At 64.9% G+C, this 20459-nt stretch carries 11 protein-coding genes; 6 read left to right on the top strand and 5 right to left on the bottom strand.

Translation table 11 applies throughout. The features are described from left to right. Window positions 1-918 carry a GNAT family N-acetyltransferase gene (locus IPM84_04910; GenBank protein MBK9092110.1) on the bottom strand — a complete coding sequence of 306 codons (918 nt, stop codon included), beginning with the start codon at window positions 916-918 and terminating at the stop codon, window positions 1-3. A gap of 261 nt (window positions 919-1179) precedes the next feature. On the opposite strand from IPM84_04910, the gene IPM84_04905 reads away from it, so the two are divergent. The 4 genes from IPM84_04905 (at window position 1180) to IPM84_04890 (ending at window position 11080) form a co-directional block, all read left to right on the top strand. Then, entirely contained in the window at window positions 1180-4119 is a 2940-nt protein-coding gene (locus IPM84_04905; GenBank protein ID MBK9092109.1) for an AAA family ATPase, read from the top strand. Next, a complete protein-coding gene (locus IPM84_04900; GenBank protein MBK9092108.1) occupies window positions 4116-6962 on the top strand; it encodes a VCBS repeat-containing protein in 2847 nt (948 codons plus the stop codon). Before IPM84_04905 ends, IPM84_04900 begins: the two co-directional genes overlap by 4 nt. A gap of 19 nt (window positions 6963-6981) precedes the next feature. Next, window positions 6982-10335 (top strand): hypothetical protein, encoded by a 3354-nt coding sequence (locus tag IPM84_04895; protein ID MBK9092107.1) that lies wholly within the window; start codon window positions 6982-6984, stop codon window positions 10333-10335. A gap of 118 nt (window positions 10336-10453) precedes the next feature. Further along, window positions 10454-11080 (top strand): NYN domain-containing protein, encoded by a 627-nt coding sequence (locus tag IPM84_04890; GenBank protein ID MBK9092106.1) that lies wholly within the window; start codon window positions 10454-10456, stop codon window positions 11078-11080. Window positions 11081-11111: 31 nt separating this feature from the next. Here the strand turns inward: IPM84_04890 and IPM84_04885 are convergent, their stop codons facing one another. After that, window positions 11112-11624 (bottom strand): hypothetical protein, encoded by a 513-nt coding sequence (locus IPM84_04885; protein MBK9092105.1) that lies wholly within the window; start codon window positions 11622-11624, stop codon window positions 11112-11114. 171 nt (window positions 11625-11795) lie between these two features. On the opposite strand from IPM84_04885, the gene IPM84_04880 reads away from it, so the two are divergent. Next, window positions 11796-13613 (top strand): L,D-transpeptidase family protein, encoded by a 1818-nt coding sequence (locus IPM84_04880; GenBank protein MBK9092104.1) that lies wholly within the window; start codon window positions 11796-11798, stop codon window positions 13611-13613. 182 nt (window positions 13614-13795) lie between these two features. On the opposite strand, the gene thrC is transcribed toward IPM84_04880, so the two are convergent. The 3 genes from thrC to IPM84_04865 all read right to left on the bottom strand — a co-directional run bounded on the left by thrC (window position 13796) and on the right by IPM84_04865 (window position 18836). Further along, complete coding sequence (gene thrC / locus IPM84_04875) at window positions 13796-15385, bottom strand: threonine synthase (protein ID MBK9092103.1); 1590 nt, start codon at window positions 15383-15385, stop codon at window positions 13796-13798. A gap of 51 nt (window positions 15386-15436) precedes the next feature. Next, window positions 15437-17482, bottom strand: a complete 2046-nt coding sequence (locus tag IPM84_04870) for a protein kinase (protein MBK9092102.1) — start codon at window positions 17480-17482, stop codon at window positions 15437-15439. A gap of 70 nt (window positions 17483-17552) precedes the next feature. Further along, window positions 17553-18836, bottom strand: a complete 1284-nt coding sequence (locus IPM84_04865) for an FAD-dependent oxidoreductase (GenBank protein MBK9092101.1) — start codon at window positions 18834-18836, stop codon at window positions 17553-17555. A gap of 436 nt (window positions 18837-19272) precedes the next feature. Between IPM84_04865 and IPM84_04860 the strand changes: the two genes are divergently transcribed. Further along, window positions 19273-20418, top strand: coding sequence for a site-2 protease family protein (locus tag IPM84_04860; GenBank protein MBK9092100.1), 1146 nt, complete (start codon window positions 19273-19275; stop codon window positions 20416-20418). Window positions 20419-20459 lie beyond the last annotated feature (41 nt).

The following is a 20459-nucleotide window of genomic DNA, read 5'->3' as shown; positions in this document are numbered from 1 at the left end:
TCAACGCGCCGGCGAAAGGCGCAAGGTCATCACCGGCGTGCGCTTGCCCAGCAGGCGAAAGCCATGCTGGCTGTACAGGCGCTGACTGGCCGGGTTGCCGGCGTTGGTGTTGAGGCTGACGCTGGTCGCGCCGCTGCGCCGGCAGGAGCGCAGCGCGTCGGTCAGCAGTTGGCGGCCGAGGCCCTGACCCTGGGCGGTCGGATGGACGGCCAGCCGCGCCAGCACGCCTATTTCCCCGCGCACGTCGCTGACCGCATAGCCCATCGCCTGACCTTCCACCTCGGCCACCACCGCATGGCTGCTCATGACCAGCAGTCCGGCCAGGTCGGTCGCGGTCGCACGCCAGGGCGCCGCGAAGGCCGCGCTGTCCACCGCCAGCAGCGCGGCGACCTCGTCGGGTCGCGCGGGGCGCAGCGTGGCCGGCCCCACGCCGTCGCTGGCATGGTCAATCCCCACCCCGCGCTGCATCACCTCCAGATGATCGCTGATCTGAAAACCGAGGCGCAGCAGCGGCGTGTGCAGCCATTCCGCATGAGCGATATGCACCACCGCCTGAGCACGCCGGCCTCTGAGCGCCGCGGCCACCGGTTCCCAGAGTGCGGGCAGGGCTTCTTCGGAGCGCCAGCCGCCCAGCAGCGCACAGCCACGCAGCACAGCCCAGCGCTCGACTGTTTCGCCTGGCAGCGCCGGCTGCGCCAGCAGGGTGGTCAACAGAAAGCCCCACAGCAGCGGCCCGGTTTCCGCGACCGTGCCGCTCGTCTGCTCCGAGGTCAGCAGCCCGGGCAGGTCCTCCGCGCCAAAGTTCAGCGCCCGGCGGCGTGACTGATCGAGCAAGGTCAGGATACGCGCCCCATCCGCCGGCTGCACCGGCCGCACCGCAACATGAAAGGTGTTGGCTTGCGAGTCATGGTCGTTCATGAGGCCAGATTATAGCACAGAAGCCGTTGGCAGACGATTGGGCAGCCCGTTTTATTTGGGCATTTGGACGCGCAGGACCTTTGCGCTATAATGCACCCCATTGACCTGTCAATCATGTCTGCAACGCGTCGCCGATCGAGCCTGTGGCCGGTGATGCGCTTTCATCCAAACCGACCCCCGAACCAACCGTCTTGTTGACCTGACCGATCCTATTCCTGGCGAGCATTCGAACCGTTATTGCTGCGTACCCGGAGAACGCCCATGGCCGCCCAATTCATCACACTCAGTCGCCTGCTGACCAAGGCCCTCGATAAAGATGATTTCGAGGCTCTCTGTTTTCAGACCTTCCGTCCTGTCTATGACCAATTTACCGACGGCATGACGCGCGGGGCGCGGGCGCGCCTGCTGCTCGATTACGTGGAGCGCCAGCGCCTGACCGCCGACCTGCTGCGGGAAGTGCGCGGCCTGAACAACGCCCGCTATGAGGAATTTACCGAGAGCCTGGCGATCACGCTGCTGACGCAGTTGACAGCGGCGCCCGGCGCGCGGAGCGACGGCAACGCCCTTTGGCCCGCGCTGCAGCCCCTGGTGGCCGGGCAGCCTCGCCTGCGCCTGGCCCTGGAAGACCTGGCGCAAGCGCCGGGCGATGCTGACCTGCAGCTCATCCTGCGCACCCAGGTGCGCCGCCAGGCGCTGGCCGATGAGGCGCTGGCCGCCGACCTCTATGCGCTGCTTGCCCCGCTCCGACCTTCCGTAGACGCCATCGCGCCGCCCCCGCGGCCGCAAGCGCCGCCCGCGGTGGACGACTTCGTGGGCCGGGCCGACGATCTGGCCTACTTTGGCGAGATTCTGCGCACGAAGCATTTTGCGGTCATCACGGGCATGGCCGGCATGGGCAAGACCACGCTGGCCGCGCGCCTGGCGCGGGACTTTGCCGGCGCGGCGTCGCGCATCTTTTGGTACGAGTTTCATGAACCGCTGGATGTGGACGCCGTCATTGTGCAGTTGGCCGGCTTCTTGTACTACCAGGAGCGCCCCGGGCTGTGGGAAATGCTGGAAAGCGCCCGCCAGCGCGGCACCCGTACGCCCCAATCCGACGTACTTTTCAACTACGTGTTTCAGGAACTCCGCGGGTTGGGCTGCCTTCTGTGCCTGGACGATTTTCACCGGGTAGATGAGAGCAGCCCGCTCATCAAGACATTTGTCGAACGCCTGGCAACGGTGGTCCACGCCGGGGATGTGTCGCTGATTCTGATTGCGCGGCGCGTCCCCGATTTTGTCCAAACCGTGCAATTCCGTGCATTGGACGGCTTGTCAGCCGCCGATGCGGGCGTGTTGCTGGCCCAACGCGGCATCAACTTGCCGCCTGAGTTGCTGGCTGCGCTGCACACGCAGGTTCAGGGCAACACCCAACTGCTGAGCCTGGCGGCCGAGCTTCTGCGTCACAGCCACGATCCTGCGACCTTGATTGCCCGTTTGAGCGAACAACAGGACGTGGAACGCTTCCTGGTTCGCCAGATTGATGAATCATCCTCGGATGACGAACGCACGGTTTTACGCGCGGTATCCGCCTTGTTGGGCTATCCCGCGACCCTCGCGGCCCTCAGCGCCGTCCTCAACCGCAGCGGTTTGCGGCGCACCATTCAATCGCTGACCGATCGTCATTTGCTGAGCGGTCAAGAAACCGCAGAGGGACGCGTGATCAATCTCCACGTGATCCTGCGCAGTTACTACTACGCCGATCTTGGCCCGGATGACCGCCGGACGCTGCACCGTCGCGCCGGCGCCTTCTACGAAACAGAGCAGCCCGATCCCCTGCTGGCAATCGAGCATTTCCTGCGCGCAGGAGAGATCGAACACGCGGCTGAACTGGCGACCGCCGACGTCATGGCGTTCATCAATCGCGGCCAGGCCCATGCCCTGCCGCGGCTGTTGGTCCGGTTTGCGGATCACCCCCTGTCGGACTTCCTGCGGGCGCGGCTGATCTTGACGGCCGGCGAAATCCATCAGTTCGACAGCGCCAGCGAGGCCGCTCAGGTCAGCTACCGTCAAGTCCTCGAGCTGGCCCAGCGCCTGCCGCCCACGCCGGCGCGGCGCAGCCTGATCGTGCGCGCCTGTCAGCGCCTGGGCGACCTGCTGTCGGATCAGGCGCCCGATGAAGCCAAAACCTGGCTGGATCGTGGCCTGGAGGAGGTGGGGGCCGACAGCGGATTGGAACGAGCCGACCTGTTGGTGACGCTGAGCACCGTTCAAATTGCGGCCGGCGCCTGGGCTGCGAGCCGGGAAGCGGCCCAGACCGCGCTGCAAGAGACGCCCAATCTGCCCGATCAACTCTGGATGCGGGCGCAGCTCAACCTGGGCATTGTGGCCAGCGCGTTGGGCGACCTGGACGGCGCCATCGGCCATACCAGCCAGGCTGCGGCGCGGGCGCGGCAGACGCACGACGATTTTTGGCGCGTGACTGCCGAGATGAACCTGGGACTCGACATCTTCACCCAGGGCGACTGGGACGGCGCCATCCAGAGGCTGACCGAAGCCAATGAACTGGCCGGCCGGGTGGGCAGCGGCACCCAGCGCACCCAACTGGCCGTCAATCTGGGCTACCTGCTCTTGCGCCGCGGCGACGACGCCGGGGCTGGGGTGCAGTTGCAGGCCGCGGTCAACCTCGCGCGCCAGCATCAACTCGTCCGGCAGGAGATCGCGGGGTTGCTCAACCTGGCCGAATGGCAGCAGCACCAGGGAGAGTTCGACGCCGCGCTCGCCCAGGTGACCGCGGCCGAGCGCCTGGCCTCGACCACGCATATCCACGGGTTCTTGCCGGAGATCTATCGGCGCCGCGCCCAGATCGGGTTGGCGGCCGGCGACCCGGTCGCCGCGCTGGCTGCCGTCGAGCAATCGCTGACCGCGGCCGTGGACGCGCCGCTCGAGCAGGGCATGAGCCTGCGGGTGCAGGGCCGCGCCCTGGCCGCCAGCGGGCAGTTCGCGGCCGCCGCGGCCGCCCTGGCGCGCAGCCTGGAGCTCCTGGACGGCGCGGACCCGTACGAGGCTGCGCGCACGCAGTTGGCCTGGGCACGGCTGCACCTGGCGCAGGGCGACGCCGCGGCCAGTCAGCCGCTCTTCGACGCGGCCGCCGAGTGCTTCGAGCGGCTGGGCGCGCAGCGCGATCTGCAAGAGACATGGACTGCAAGGAGGGACGCATGAACACCTTGAACCTTCGACGACGGCTTCGCCTTGTGGGCGCACTGGCCGTTTCCACCGCGTTGACCCTGGCGCTGCTGGGGGCCTTGTTTCTGGCCTTGCGACCGCCCGCCGCTTCGGCCTCTGGCCCGGCGCCCATCGCCGCATGGGGCACGGGCAGCGAGCCGACGACCAGCCTGGCCGTGGGTGATATGGACAACGACGGCGACCTCGACCTGGTCGTGGGCAACCAGGGTGAGGACAACCGTATCTACCTCAACAACGGTCGCGGCGGCTTTCCCACCGAGGTTAGGGGGACGATCACGCTCACCAATTCATCCCGGACCAGCGTGATCGCCGTGGCCGACCTGAATGGCGACGGATGGCTCGATGTGCTGGCGCTGGCGCCTGGGGCGCCGGCGCAGCTGTATCTCAATGCGCACCGGGGAACGTTCACGTCCAGGTTGCTGCTGACCATCACGTCACCCCTGACGCCTGCTCTGGTCATTGGCGACCTGGACGGGGACGCCGATTTCGACCTGGTCGTGGGCGGCGCCAACGCCATGACCCGCGTCTACCGGAACGACGGCCACGCCGGTTTCAGCCCCGCGCCAGCCTGGCTGACCGCGACCGAGGCCATGAGCGCCACGGCCATGACCCTGGCCGACGTCAATGGCAATGGCGATGGGCGGCTCGACCTGGTGCTTGGATTCGATGGGCGGCCGGCGCAGGTGTTTCTCAATCGCAATGGCGCCGGGTTCGCGCCGGCCGCGACGATCGGCGCGGCGCGCGGTCGCGTCGTCGCGCTGGTCGCCGGCGATCTGAACGGGGATGGAACGCCCGATCTGGCGATTGCTTATTTGAAGGGCATCACCACATCACAGGCGCTCATCATTTACACTAACACGGTCGCCGACGATCAAGCCGCGTTCAGCAAATCATCGTCCCTCTCGTTCACCAATAACGACGCGCCCATGACCCTGGCGCTGGGCGATGTCAACAACGACGACGCGCTCGACCTGGCGGTGGGCTTTGGCGAGCGCAGCGGCAGCGCCGCCACCCGCAACCGCGTGCTTTTCAACGACGGCCGGGCGCGCTTCGCGCCGGACGACGTGCAGTACTTTGGCTCTGGCGCTGATCGCACCTACGCCGTGGCCCTGGCCGATCTCGATGACAATGGCTCGCTCGATTTCATTGCGGCCAATCACCAGGAACGGCATCGCATCTACTTTGCCCAGGCCGGGACGCCCCAGCTCGTCTTCGCCCAGGCCCAAGGCGGAGAGTCGCGCGAGTATTTCAGCCTGGCGCTGGGCGACCTGGACGGCAACGGGACGCTCGATGCCGTGGCCGGAGTCAGCCCAGACAAGTACGAAGAAGGCAGGCTCACCTATCTGGGCGAGGTTCAGAAACGCTTTGGCATTTCTGCCACCACCACGAGCCTGGCCCTGGCCGATCTGGACAACGATAAGGATCTCGACATCGTCGCCGGTAATGCAAGCGGTCAGCCGAATCATGTTTACTACAACGACGACGGCGGCTCTTTTTCCAACGATCCCCTGCAACTGGGCAACGCCTTGAGCGACACGTGGAGCGTGGCCGTGGGCGACCTCGATGGGGACGGCTGGCCCGACATCGTGGCCGGCAGCAAGAATCAGAGCGCCATTTATCTCAACGATGGTCGTGGCGGCTTTGTTGTTACTCCTACCCAGGCCCTGGGCGGCCCCACCGATCCCACCACCAGCGTGGCGGTTGGGGATCTCAATGGCGATCTCCGACCGGACATCGTCGTCGGCAACGAGAACCAGTTCAATGCTGTCTATTTCAACGATAAAACCGGGCATTTTGCCCGCGAGCCAGACTGGCGCTTTGGCAGCGAATTCGAGGCTACCAAAGCGCTGGCCCTGGGCGACCTCGACAGGGACGGCGACCTGGACCTGGTGGTTGCCAACTTCTTTGCGCCCAATGTGGTCTATTTCAATGACGGCAGTGGCTCGTTTTCCACGGAACGAGCCGCCTACCTGGGCACGCTCGACAACAAGACCTACAGCGTGGCCCTGGCCGACTTCGACGGCGATGGCAGCCTCGACATCGTGGCCGGCGTCTGGGCAACGTCCAGCGACATCGGGATGTTGGCGCTGGACAACGTCATCTACCTGAACGATGGGCGGGGCGGTTTTGCGGACGCCAGGACAGTGATTCTGACCCGCGGCAAGCACTACACGCGCGCCGTCGCCGCGGGAGATCTCAACGGGGACGGCAAGCCCGACATCGTGTTCGCCGATCGCTACAACCCCAACGATGGGACGGGGCGGCTCATGTTCTTCACCAATCGGCGTCGTGTTGAGCGGGCCGACGCGCAAACGATTCGCCTGAAAACCACGGAGCGGATACCCGATAAGCAAGCGCTCGCAGCCGTTCATCCCTTAACCTATTCGTTGGCGGTGCCTAACGGCGGCTGCTACTTCAATCGAGCGCCGGAAATCTCCTTCGACAGCGGCAGGAACTGGCGTGCGGCCGCGGTTGTCGACGACCCGAAGGAGATCCTGGAAAGTCCCAATGCCACCTCCATGACAGCCACGCGAGTCCTGAAGTGGTATCTGCCATTCGAGCAATGGGAGCAATGGCGCGACGACATAGATCTGCGCATGCTGCTGACATCCACGGTGAAGCCGTGCCAGAATCGGCCTCCTGGCCCTTATCAATACAGCAGTTTTCGTCAAGGCCGGGTGAGCATCCCCATTCTGACTCCCCTGCAAGTGGAGAGCAAAACGCTGAGCGGAACGACGACGATCGCGAACGCGCAGGTGTATCGCTGGGCGGCCGGCGAGCGCCTGGCCGCTTCTCAGCGGCCCTATCGAAAGCGTTGATCTGAATCATGACGATCGCTTGTTTGCCCTGTGGCCGGTCCCAGAAACGCACCAGTGGGTCAGTCTGTCGCCGCTCAATCCGACCGGTCTGTTAGCCGAACCTGCGCCGGTCGCACAGGCCGCTCAGACAGAGGCCGCGGCGCTGGCACAACAGACCGAACAGTTAGCTGCTTCCGCGCCGGCGACGCGGACCAAGATCCTGTCCGTCACGCGCGCCAGCCTTCTCTACACCAGCGTGCCCATCATTCCGGCCAGCGACTCGAGCAGCCAAAACGCCATGCCGCGCGTCACAACCGGCATCATCACGGTCTCCGCGCCGGGCACGCAAACGCTGACCATCGCATCGAGCAATCCCTTGCTGCTCTTCAATCTAAGCGTGGCCCTGGAATGGGACGCGCACAATGACCGCCAGTACGTGGAGCGGCTGACGGCTGACCTGGTGCGCGCGTCGGAACTGCTGTATGACTGGACCAACGGCCAGGCGGCGTTAGGCCAGATCTCGCTGACTCACGATGCCATGCAGCAAACCGCCAACGGCAGCAACGCCTGGCTGGATGCGGATGTGCGCATCCATGCTACCAACCGCCTGCGCCCCAACGCAACCCAGGGCGGCATCGTCAGCGCGGTCATCAGCGACCCGCTCAAGTCGGACATTGCCTACGGCCCTGGGGCAGTGGAGATCGGCGCGGCCTGGAACCGCTTTGGCGACGCTGCGGCCGGCAACCTGGACGAAGATTGGCCGCGCGCCCTGGCGCACGAGCTGGGGCATCTGCTTTTCTTCCTGGACGACAACTATCTCGGCCTGGATGATAAGGATCTGCTGAAGCCGGTCGGGAGCTGCACCGGCGTGATGGCCGATCCGTACAAGGAAGACGATGACAAGGGCAACGGCGAGTTTCACCTGACAGGCGACTGGAAAATAAAATGTGGGGAAACCCTCTCTGAGAAGGGCGCCGGCCGGTCGGACTGGGCGACGATTCACGCGTTCTATCCCTGGCTGCAGGAGCCAACAACGGACACGGCCGGGCCGGATATTCTACCGTTCCGCGTGACGCAGATCGCCAGCGAGACATGGCCTGCCGACCCGGTCGCCACCCTGGCAAGCCCCAACTTCTACCTGTTGGATGTCGCCGCACGCCCGGTTCAGCCCGGCCCCGGCGCACGAGCGTTCCTGTACAAGCAAGACGACCGGCGCATCGTGGATCTCGGCCGGCCGCAGCTCGACCAGGTGCAGGCGCGCGGCGCGCAGGCCGACGATACGCTGTGCGTGCTGGATCCGGACGCCAACCGGCAGGGATGTACGACGGTGCAGGAGCGGGGAAACCAGGAGATTGTGCTGAGCGAACTGGATAAGAAATGGAGCCCGGAGGTGACGGTCAACCCTGGGGTGATAACTAGTTCTGTCAACTCAACAACGATCATCACCACAACCGTCATGACGATCACGCTGAGCGGCGTCCCCACCACCGGGCACTACAGCGCAACGATCGTTCCGAGCGACGCGCCCTTGATGGCGACCGGGCCAATCACCATGGAACGCAACGGCGACGACTTCACGGCCAGTTTGCCGTTTACAGGCAGCGCCGGGTTCATTGACATCACAACAGATGACAGCAAACTTTGCCTGACAAACCAGGTAACTCAGGCCGGCGCGGAGACTTGCCGCATCACGCTCGATCTGACGGTGAACGGCAGCCTGGCGAAGATCGCGGGCACCGGCCGCCTGGCGCCGGTGCTCTCCAACGACGGGCAGGCCATGCTCTTCGGCCAAAATCTCGATCTCGGTAAAGACCGCCTGATGATCCTACAGACGGCAGTCACGATTCCGAGCTTGCCTCCGCAGACGGCAGTCACGATTCCGAGCTTGCCTCCGCAGACGGCAGTCACGATTCCGAGGAGCTTGCCTCCCTGGGCCACGCTCATCGGCCATGCCTATCGCCTGGCAGCCACATCGAATGTCATCCTGTCCAAGACATCGCTCAGCATTGGCTACCTCGGCAACGAGGTGCCGCCCGGCGAGGAGCCATTCTTGCGTATCCACCATTGGGACGAGAAGAATAGTAAATGGCAGCCGTTGACGACCACCCTGGTCATGGCTTCCAACAACGCCGTCGCCGCCATCCAGGAACAGGGGCTGTACGCGCTGCTGTCGAGCACGGAGATCAAGCTGGACGGGGCCGGTTGGCATGCCTTTGGCTATCCTGTGTTGGAGCCGCCGACCCGAACGATTACGGCTGCGCTGGCCTACCTGCCGGACGACGCGTTCACCCTGGTCTACGGCTACACCCCAAACCTGGAGACCGATCCCTGGCAGGTCTACGCGCCCGGCGCGCCGGCCGGGTTCAACACCCTGCAGGAACTGCGCTTCGGTCAGGGCTACTTCATCCATACCACCGGCGATGCCGTCCTGCGCTTCAAGGGATTATCGCCTTTTGCCGAAACCGCATCGGGGTATCGCACCAACGCGTCCTCTGAAAGCCCGGCGCTCCCGCTCCCATCGCTTCTGCCGCCGCTCGTCCGCAGCCTGGTCAGCCCACCCGCGCTGATCACCGGCACGATCGAGCCGGGCAGCAGCTTCTCCCCCACGGCCGGCCTGACCCTCACCGCCTGGATCAAGGGGCGGGCGTGCGGAGATGGCTCAACATTGGTGATGACCAACGGCATTAGCTACATTGGCTACAGCGTCATGGTGCGGGCGGCCGATGAGGACCCCTGGTCAGGGTGCGGCGTTCCCGGCGCGGTCATCACCTTTTCCCTGGAATCACCCGCGCTGGCGCTGAGCGCGCCGACGCCGGTGACCTGGAACAACAGCCAGGCGACGGCCGTTACGCTGACGGTTGCGACCGCAAAACAATCGAACCCTGAAGAGCCGTCTGCCTGCGCCAACCTCCTGCGCAACGGAGATTTCGAACAGGCGGGCGACTGGACGCTCACGACCACGGACAGCACGGCCCGCTACACCACCGCTGAGGTGCATGCGGGCAGCCGCGCCTTGCAGTTGGGGCTACTGCCCAACGGCAGTCCTGGCTCTCATCCTGCCGTCCCAACCCTTTCGACCGCGTACCAGGATGTGCGCCTGCCAGCCAACGCGCAGAAGCTCACGCTGACGCTGTGGGTCAAGCCGGGCACGCGGGATAGCAGCGGCGACTATCAGCTCCTGCTGATTTTCGACCTGACGAGAGGAGGATCACGCGAGCTGTGGCGCAAGCTGGAGAATCAGAACGACTGGCAGCAGCTCAGTTTCGATCTCACGGCCTACCGCGGGCGCGCCGTGCGTGTTTACCTGGAGGTGCGTAACGACAACCAGCGCCTGGGCGACCGCACCTGGATGTTTGTGGATGATATCAGCCTGAGCAATTGCCGAACGCCGTAACTTGACCCGTGTCCGGAACTCATCTATAATTCATTCATCAAACCCCCTGTCCCTTCGGGAGCAGGCTGCGAGACCGTACTCTCTGAGTACGGTCTCTGCTTATTCAGAAGGAGACAAGGTGAAAACCTGGGTATACATCGATGGTTTCAACTTGTACTACGGTGCAGTCAAAGATACACGTTACAAGTGGCTCAACCTACACGCGATGTGCGCGTTGCTTCTTCCAAATCACCAAATCGGCAAAATCAAATACTTTACCGCTCGTGTGAGTGCTCGTCACGACGATCCCGATAAGCCAACTCGTCAACAAATCTACCTTCGAGCATTGAGAACACTTCCCGATATCGAGATCATCTTTGGCAGATTCCTGTCCCATGACGTCATGATGGCATTGGCGCAGCCGGCGCCAGATGGCCCAAGGTTCGTAAGAGTCGTCAAAACGGAAGAGAAAGGCTCCGATGTCAACATTGCTGCTCATCTCATCAATGACGGATACAAGAAACTATACGAGACGGCTGCGATTGTAACGAACGATTCTGATCTCTTGGAGCCGATCAAGATCGCACGTCAGGAACTTGGGATACCCGTTGGCATCCTCAACCCGCACAAGAATCCGACGAGTAGAGTGCTGGCGCAACACGCCTCATTTGTGAGACAGATTCGTCAAGGCGTCTTGGCTGTTAGTCAATTCCCTGAAGTGCTGACCGACGCCCATGGTGTGTTTCACAAACCAACTGGCTGGTAGTCGTTCGTAGCCTGGACAATTTTCGTGCAGTTCAGGAAGACCGCCGGCGCCTGGCCGACTGCTCATCCTGGCTGATTCCTCCATGTCCGTTGGTCTCGACCCAGAACGCCTCGACCACCGCTCGCACTTCGGGCAGTGACAGTTGGTTGCCTTCGAGATGGTTGGTGTGATAGATCGCCTCGACAATCAGCTCGCGGCGCTGACGTTGGTCATTGATCGGGCTGCGCACCTGTTGAGCCAACTCCGCTCGCAAGCGATCAATTCTCGCCAGAATGTCCTCCAACTCCGGCGTCATGGTCACCTCCGCCCACGCTGCGGATTGAGCACGTGGACGCCCACGCGTCTCGCCGGCCAGTTCGACAATCAGCACCTCAAGCGCAGCGCGTGTAGTGAGCCAGGTTCCACCGCTCTTGCGCGCGACGAGCCGTCCCGTGCGAGCATAACGCAGCAAGTTGCTGCGATCGAGTCCATGACCCATTCCCGCAGCCAGAACAGACGCCTCGGGCAGGGTAATAACCTCTTGTAACACATTCTGAGTGAGCATGTTTTCATGACCTCCGTTATGAGAACATTTTACATCAATTGTTGTAAAACAGCAAGGCCGGCATCTGCTCCATTTCCGCTTTGTCCCTGTCCCATGCTAAACTACGGCGCAGGACAGACAACGCCTGTCCGACCGCACCTGGCCCTTGACACATTCAGAAAGGAACCAACCATGCCAACTCCGATCCGCCTGCTTGTCCAGCCTGGACAGGAACCCCAGATGGTGCATTTTCAACTCGCGTTCAGCGCCGCGGCCCTGGATGAAGCGCACGCGTGGGCGCCGGCCCGCCTGGAAACCGGCGACGGTCACGAGTTCGACCTGGGGATGGTGGCCGCGCCCGCGCCCACGACCTGGCGCGAACAGCGCATCCTCGACCTGGCCGATCATGCCTATGACCAGGCCGCGCCCGCACGCGCCCGGCTGACCTGGGGGGAGTTCAGCGCGGAGGCTGAGGTGACGCCGACCGCGGCCCGCGCGGCGTCTGCAGCCGCGGCCACGCCGACCGTCACGCTGACGTTGCGGCCCGATGACCAGGAGCCGCTGCGCGTGCGGGCTGAGGTCGCGGTCCACGGGCTGGCCGCCGATCATCGTCTGCGCCTGGACGCCGGCGCCGAGCAAGTCCATTGGCTGACAGGCGTGCTGGGCACACAACAAACGGGCGCCTGGACCGTGGAATACCCGAAACCGGGTATCTACTGGGTGGCGGTGGATTGGCTGGATCATGACGGCTTCTGGCTGGGCAATCTGACCGCGCAGGCGCTGACCATTGCGGACCCGGTCACAGCGCCGGAGATGGCGATCCTGGAACCGCTGCTGGCCGCGGCGCCGCTCAGCGCGCTGCCAGAGGTGGCTCAGACCAGCACGCCCTGGCAGCCCTATCGCTACGCCCGGCCGGCCTGGAACTGGGCGCGCACCTACGCCGCGCCCGGCAGCAGCCGCGTGGTGCGCAGCCTGGCGGCCGGCACTTACCTGGCGATTACGGCCGAAGCCTGGGTGCATGATGCGCTCTGGTACCGTTCGGCCGGGCAGGATTGGGTTCCGGCCAGCGCGGTGACGATCATGACGCCATCGAGCCTGGCCGGGGTGGAGTTGGGCAGTGCGACTACGCCGCCGCCGCCCCCACCGCCGCCGTCAGGCCGCCGCGGGGTCGTCACCGCCAGTGTGCTGAACGTGCGCGCCCGTCCTGGCGTCTTTGCCGACAACCCGGTGATTGACCGCCTGCTGGCCGGCGCGGAGGTCAACATTCTGGAACAGGCCACGGTCAGCACCGCGGTGTGGTATCGCATCGGCGAACGGCGCTGGGTTCACAGCGGTTGGGTGCGCCTGCTGCCGGCCGCGGCCGAACCGGCCAGCGCGGTCAGCACGGTCGCGAGCGCGGCGCAGTTGCCCGTGGGATGGGTGGTGTCCACAAGCATCTACGTGCGCAGCGGGCCGGGTACGAACTACGCGCAGGTGGGCGAAGTCACCCACAACCAGCGCCTGGACATCCTGGAGAGCGCCAGCGTCGGCGGCGCTACCTGGTATCGCATCGGCGAGCAGCAGTGGGTGTACGGGCAGTGGGTTGGCGTGGCGCGTGGGCGCACACGCCCGGCCGCGATTCGCAGCAACGAGTATTGGGTGGCGGTCAGCCTGCGCGATCAGACGGCAGTGGCCTATGAGGGCGACCGGCCGGTGTACGCCGCGTTGGTGGCGACCGGCCTGCCCGGCACGCCGACCGTGCAGGGCATTTTCCGCACCTGGCTGCGCCGACCCGGCGGCCGAATGGCGGGCGGACGCCCCGGCGCGGGCTACTACTACCTGGAAGAGGTGGTGTGGACCGCGTTTTTCTACAGCGGCTACGCGCTGCATTCGGCCTACTGGCATGACGCGTTTGGCCGGCCGCGCAGTCACGGCTGTGTCAATCTCAGCATGTATGATTCGTGGTGGCTCTACAACTGGAGCGCAGCCGGTGGTGCGCGCAGTCCGGCTGTGGTGGTGACCGCGGCTTGATGCATCGGGCCTCACCTCACCCCCTGCCCCCTCTCCTCTCCACGTAGTGGAGAGGAGAGGGGGTGGAGAACCCGGCTATTCTGTCCGCGGAGAGGAGAGGGGGTGGAGAACCGCGTTAATCTGTCCGCTGCGCGGAGAGGAGAGGTGAGGAGAGGAGAGGAGAGGAGAGGAGAGGAAATCCCTCACCTGCCCTGCGATGTTCCGATCGCCTTCTTCACTGCGGCCAACGTCGGCTCGATGATCGTCGCCTGACCACTGGCCTTCATCGCGCTGCTAATGTCCTTCAGCCCATTGCCTGTAATCATCAGCACCACCGTCGCCTCCGGCGCGATCCCCGCTCCCCGCTCTCCAATCTCCGCTCTCCGATCTCCGATCTCCGATCTCCGATCTCCGATCCCCGATCTCCGATCCCCGATCTCCGATCCCCGATCTCCGCTCTCCGATCTCCGATCTCCAATCTCCGATCTCCGATCTCCGATCTCCAATCTCCAATCTCCAATCTCCGATCTCCGATCTCCAATCTCCAATCTCCAATCTCCAATCTCCGCTCTCCGCTCTCCGCTCTCCGATCTCCGATCTCCGATCCCCGATCTCCGATCCCCGATCTCCGATCCCCGATCTCCGATCCCCGATCTCCGCTCTCCAATCTCCGATCTCCGCTCTCCGCTCCCCAATCCCCGCTCTCCAATCTCCGCCAGCAGCCCTGCCAGCGCCGCGGCTCCGGCCGGCTCCGCGAAGACGCCGGTCAGCCGAGCCAACAGCGGGATCGCGGCCAGGATTTCGTCATCCGTCACCTGGATGGCCTTGCCGCCGGTCTCTCGAATGGCGCGCAGGCCGCGCAGGCCATCGCGTGGCAGGTCGGCCGCAATGCTGTCGGCCACGGTGGTCGCCTGCACCGGGGTGATGGTGTCCGCGCCGCTGGCCCACGCGTTGTAGATGGCAGATGAGCCGCTGGCCTGCACCGCCATCAGCCTGGGCAGCTTGTCAATCCAGCCCAGCGCCAGCAAATCCTGCAAGCCGCGGTGCAGCCCGGTGATGATGTTGCCGTCGCCCACGGAGACGAAAATGGCGTCCGGCGCCTGCCACCGCAACTGCTCGCAGATTTCGTACGCGGCCGTCTTCTTGCCCTCCACCGTGTAAGGATTATAGCCGGTATTGCGGCAGTACCAGCCGAACTCTTTGGACGCGGCCAGGCAAAGCTCGAACGCGGCGTCATAGTTACCATCCACCAGGAGGACCGTGGCGCCGTAGGTCAGCAGTTGCGCCACTTTGGCCGGCGGCGCGGTTTTGGGCGCAAAAATCACCGACGGTTGACCGATGCTGGCGGCCAACCCGGCCAGCGCGGCGCCGGCGTTGCCCGTACTGGCCGTCGTCACGATGGCCGCGCGCTGCTCCTGCGCCTTCAGCAGCACCAGCGCGCTGGCGCGATCCTTGAACGACGCGGTAGGGTTGCGACCATCGTCCTTGACGACCAGGTTGGGCAGGCCAAGCTGCGCGCCCAGGGCCGCCGCGTGATAGAGCGGCGTGCCGCCGACGTGCAGCGGCGGCACGGGAGCGTCACCCGCGACCGGCAGCAGCGCCCGGTAGCGCCACATGGACGTGTCCCGACTGGCCGCCAGGGTTCGCGGCGATGCGGCGGCCGCAATGCCGGCGTAGTCATAAACGGCATCCACGATGCCCGCGTCGCCGTGCTGCGGGCAGACATACTCGATCTCATGCGGTGCATAGGTCGCGCCGCACAGCGTGCAGCGCCAGCCGAGTAATTGGTTCACAGGTCGTTACTTTCCCCACTGCCCTTCACCTGGGTTCGTCCCGCCAGCCGCTTACGGCTTGGTCAGAATGATGTCGGCCATGAACTGGGCGTGCAAATAGGCGGTGATGACGCCGCCCTCGTTGGGAATCGGATCTACGCTCTCATTACCGTTGATGTCCTGACCATCCAGAATACGTTTGGTCAGCGTCGCGGCCTCACGCACCGCGGCATTCACCGCGCCCAGGTCGGTTGTCTGGGCAATTTGCAGCGACAGAGCACGCAGACTGACCACCCACTCACTCACGTTCTGGATGGCAACTTGCACATGCTGTACGTGCTGCCTGATGGCGTCTGTGGAGTCAGGCGTGCTGCCGGCGAGGCTGGCATGTTCCAGGGTTCCCTGAATGTAGCCCACGTGCGTGCTGTTGGGCAGAAGGCCAAAGCCATCGCCGAGATTGGACACGACCCCGTCGCCGTTCAGATCGCCTGCGTGCTCGCCCGCGCCCCCTTCGATCAGGCCGATGATGCCCTCCGCGATCTGCCTGACCTGCTGCAGGTCCTGCGCCTGCAGCGCAGCCATTTGGGCAGCGCCGGCCTCCTGCAGAAGTTCCGCCTGGACGCGCAGGCCCACGGCGTAACCGATGCTGTCCGGCGTGTCTTCACGAGCCACGAGGACGTGGCCGATATGCATCAGGGCCTGCGCGGGCAACTGGCCCTGCCACAGGACAGTCGCCCCCGGCATCGGGTTGTTGTCCGGCGCCGATTCAATGGTGACCGCGACCGCGTCGAAATCGGCCAGCAGGATGCCGCTGTTGGGATCGGCGAAACTGAGCGTGCCCTGGCCGTCTGTGATCGGAATGATGCCCATGCTCTGGCGTCGTTCATCGCCGCGCAACAGCCAGACTTCGTACTGCGTCCCGGGGGCTGGTGCGGGGACGCCGTTCAACGTCGCGGTGGCCTGATCGGAAAGCGCCGCGCCATCGCTGAAGCGCACGAGGGACAGGTCAACCGTTGGCATCCCCATCTCGCTGACTTGACCGGCGCGCAACAGCAAGAAGACACTCACGACCGCGATCAGCGCCAGGGCCGCCAACGCGGGCAGCAGCCAGCCGCGCGCGGCACGGCCGGCCGGAGGGCTGGCGGGGAGCGGAGCGGGCGTCTGGCTCGGCGGGGTTGACCTGCTCGCCGTGGGCGCAGCCGTGGCCGCGTGTGCCGTCAGCTCGCCTGACACCATCGTGGCCGCCGGATCGCGCACGAACAGAGCGTTCACCAGCGTGATCTCTGAACTGGTCACGGCCGCCTGAAACGCGGCCGCCAGTTCGCTCACGCGGTTGAAGCGGGCCGCGGGGTCTTTAGCCAGCGCCTTCTGAATCACCGCTTCGGCGGCCGGCGGCAACTGTGGGTTGAACTGGCGGGGCGGCGGCGGCGGCTGCGAGATATGCTGCATCATGACGGCCGTGGGGGAATCGGCCTGGAAAGGCACACGACCGCTGACCATCTCGTACAGCACAATGCCGAGCGCGTACAGGTCACTGCGCGCATCCACCGGCTGACCCATCGCCTGCTCCGGCGCCATGTACGCGGGCGAACCCATCACGCTGCCGGTGGCGCTCAAATGCGCCACCTCGCTCAGGATTTTCGCGATACCGAAATCGGTCAGGACCGGCTCGCCCTCGGCCGTGAACATGATGTTGGACGACTTGATGTCGCGATGGATGGCATCGCGCTCGTGTGCATAGTCCAGGGCCGAGCCTAACTTCGTCAGCAGGCGCGCCGTTTCATCCAGCGGCATGATGGCGCCCCGGCTGCGCCACTGCAGCAGGAGATCGTGCAAAGTGCCGCCATTGAGATACTCCATGACCATGAACGGCTGCTCGTTTTCGATGCCGAAGTCGTAGAGTTGAACGATGTGAGGATGGCGTAGCGAAGCGACGAGTTGCGCTTCACGGCGAAAGCGCTGATCGAAGCCATCTTGACTGGCCAGGTGCGCGTAGATGACTTTGATCGCCACCGGGCGATTGAGAAGCGGATCGTTGGCTTCGTAAACCTCGGCCATTCCCCCGCGGCCCAGGCGGCGGGTGACAACGTAACGACCAAAAGATTGGTTTGGCGGCATGAGCCGGCGTCCTTTCATACTTCATTAATAGACTACGAGGATGCCATTGTAACATCAGAACCATCTCCGGTCAAAGACCCTGCAAAGCTGACGATAGCACCGCCTGCGCGACGCGTTGGCCCCCCAGCGCAGTCGCCAGGATGGATTGGCCGGGGAAGATGCTGTCGCCCACCAGCCACAGGCGCCGCCCCAACCGCGGTCCCCAGGCCCGAAACAGGTTCGTCTGCGGGAAGCCGCCCACCCAGCCTCGGCTGCGCCGCGTAAAGCGCTGAAAGCTGACCGGCGTACCGGGCAGGATCAGGCGAGCGGCTGCAGCCAGCCCAGGGATGGCAACCTGAGCCGCGGCCATGACCCGCTCGGTGTATTCGACCTTGCGCGCCTCGTACGCGGCGCGGTCCTGCTCGAACAGGCGCCACCACGCGGCCAGGTTGGTGTGCGTACTGATCGTCAGAGTGCGCTGCCCGGCCGGCGCCCGGCCCGCGTCACCGGGCAGGCTCAGCGACAAGAAGACGCTGTTGCCTTCGCCCAGCGGCTCACGCACCAGCACCTGGTGATGCAGCGGAAGATCGGCCGGTAGCCCGGCGCCGTCCAGCCCAACGTAAACCATGAACGCGCCCCACCCATCTGCGGGCAGGCTGGCCCGTCGCAGCCGGCTCGGCGCGTCATCGCCCATCAGCGCGGCGGCGTCGTGTGGCGGCAGGTTGAAAATGACCGTTTCGGCCTCGAAACGAGCGCCCTTGTTGGTTTCCACAGCCGAACCGCCCCCGGCCCGCGGCGCCACACGGGTTGCCTGCTGCCGGTAATGCACCTGGCCGCCGGCGCGGCGGACTGCGCCGGCCAGCGCTTCGGCCAACTGGCCGATGCCTCCCCGCACATGAACCACCCCGCGCCGCGGCATGTCGAGCGCAGACGCGCCATACAGCGCGTTGGCGCGATCCGAAGCAGCCTGGGCCGCAATCAGGAGCTGCCCATCCACATACTGGCGCAGGAGAGTCGGTAGGCCGGTCAGCCGGGCCGCCACCGGGCGCACACTGTCCAGCGCCAGGCCGGGGAGCTGCGCCTTCGCCGCGGCGGCCACTCCCAGCCCCACGCCGGCCAGACGGGCCAGATCGGCCGCGGACTGCGGCGGCCAGGGGACGCCGGCAAGCGCCGCCTCCCACATGCGGTCGCCCGTCGTCTCCTGCCAGCGCCAGAACCGCTCCGCAGCCGGACCGAACACGGCCAGGCGCTCTGCCTGCCAGGCCGCGGGGTCGGTCCAGCGCGTCACCTGCCCGCCCGCCAGGTGAACGCGCATGGCCTCGCGCGCCGGCTCGACCGGCCAGGTGATGTTCAGCGCCTGGCCCAGCCGCGTCATCCCGCCCTCCGGATCGAACCCGGCCGCCAGCGTCGCGCCTGCGTCGAAGCGGTAGCCCTGGTGAAAAAACGTCCCCCCAACCCCCTCGCCTTCCGCACGGTGACATCGGCCCCGCCGCCAGAGCGTGCCGTCAACCCACCGATGCCCGCGCCAATAACGATGATTCGATGCATCATGAAACCTCGCATGCGAGCATTACCCGTAACGCAAGCCTCCGGCTTGCCTCTTCGACGCACCAAAGCGTGATTTGTCGCTGAGGGAGTCGTCGCGCCGGAGGCGTGACCTACGACTGTTGTCAGATACCCCTTTTGACCGGACCCGAACGATGGAGTCACAGTGACAACAGACCTGTTCTTGCAGTCCAATAATTGACGTAAGTCAAGAACTTCGTACAATTCAGTGAGTCAGAAGCTCACCATTCGCAGGAGGTCATGCCATGAAGTGGTCATTTCGGATCGCCCAGGTCTTTGGGATTGATATCAAGATTCATATCACCTTTTTCCTGATTCTGATTCTGGGAGCGGTTCAGTGGGGCGGGCCGGCCGGCCTGAGCGGCGCGGCTTTCGGCGTTCTGTTGATGTTACTGCTCTTCACCTGTGTCACCCTGCACGAGTTGGGGCACAGCGTGGTGGCGCTGCGTTTCGGCATCCCCGTGCGTGAGATCATCCTGCTGCCGTTGGGCGGCGTAGCCCTCATCGGCCGCAACCCTGACAAGCCGTTGCACGAGCTGCTCATTGCCATCGCCGGGCCGTTGGTCAACTTCGCCATTGCCGCCATCCTGCTCGTCATCACCGGCTTCGCGGTGGGGCCGAACGTCCTCGATGGCCGCGGCCTGTTGACCGACATGCAGATGACGCCGTCCCTCTCCACTCTGCTGGTCTGGCTGCTTGCGGCCAACCTCAGCCTGGCGCTCTTCAACCTGATCCCGGCCTTCCCGCTGGACGGCGGCCGCGTGCTGCGCGCCCTGCTGGCCATGGGCCTCGGTTATCCGCGCGCCACCGCCATCGCTTCGGTCATCGGCCAGTTGGCGGCTGTTGCCCTGGGCCTGGTGGGGGTTCTCAGCGGCAACTTCATCCTGGTGTTGATTGCCATCTTCATCTTTACCGGCGCAGGCCAGGAGAACTCCGAAGCGCAAGCGCGTACGGTGTTGGACACCCAGCGCGTGGGCGATGCTTACAACCGCCACGCCACTTCCCTGGCTGTTGGTGACCGCATGAGCAAGGTGGTCGGCCACATCCTGACCAGTTACCAGCCCGATTTTGCCGTCATGCAGGGCGATCGGCTGTTGGGTATTGTCACGCGCGGGGATGTGCTGCGTGCGCTCAACACCGAATCCAACGATCTCTACGTCACCCAGATCATGCAGCGCGAGGTCGTGCGCGTCACCGCGTCGCAATCGCTCGATGAGGTGCGTGCCGTCATGGGCGAAAAGGGCGCTCGCACCGTGGCCGTCTATGACAATGAACAGTTCCTGGGCCTTGTGGGCCTGGAAGACATCGCTGAGGCATTCACCGTGCTCAGCTTCATGCAGCGCTTCGAACAGCGGCGCACCGTCGCCGACTCGCAGCCAGCATCGTTGTGAAGGCCGCCGCCGAATGGAGTTCGGGGCGAAGGGGCGTGACG

Source organism: Candidatus Amarolinea dominans (assembly GCA_016719785.1).
GTDB classification, from domain to species: Bacteria; Chloroflexota; Anaerolineae; order SSC4; family Amarolineaceae; genus Amarolinea; species Amarolinea dominans.
This window is presented reverse-complemented; position numbering and strand designations above follow the sequence as displayed.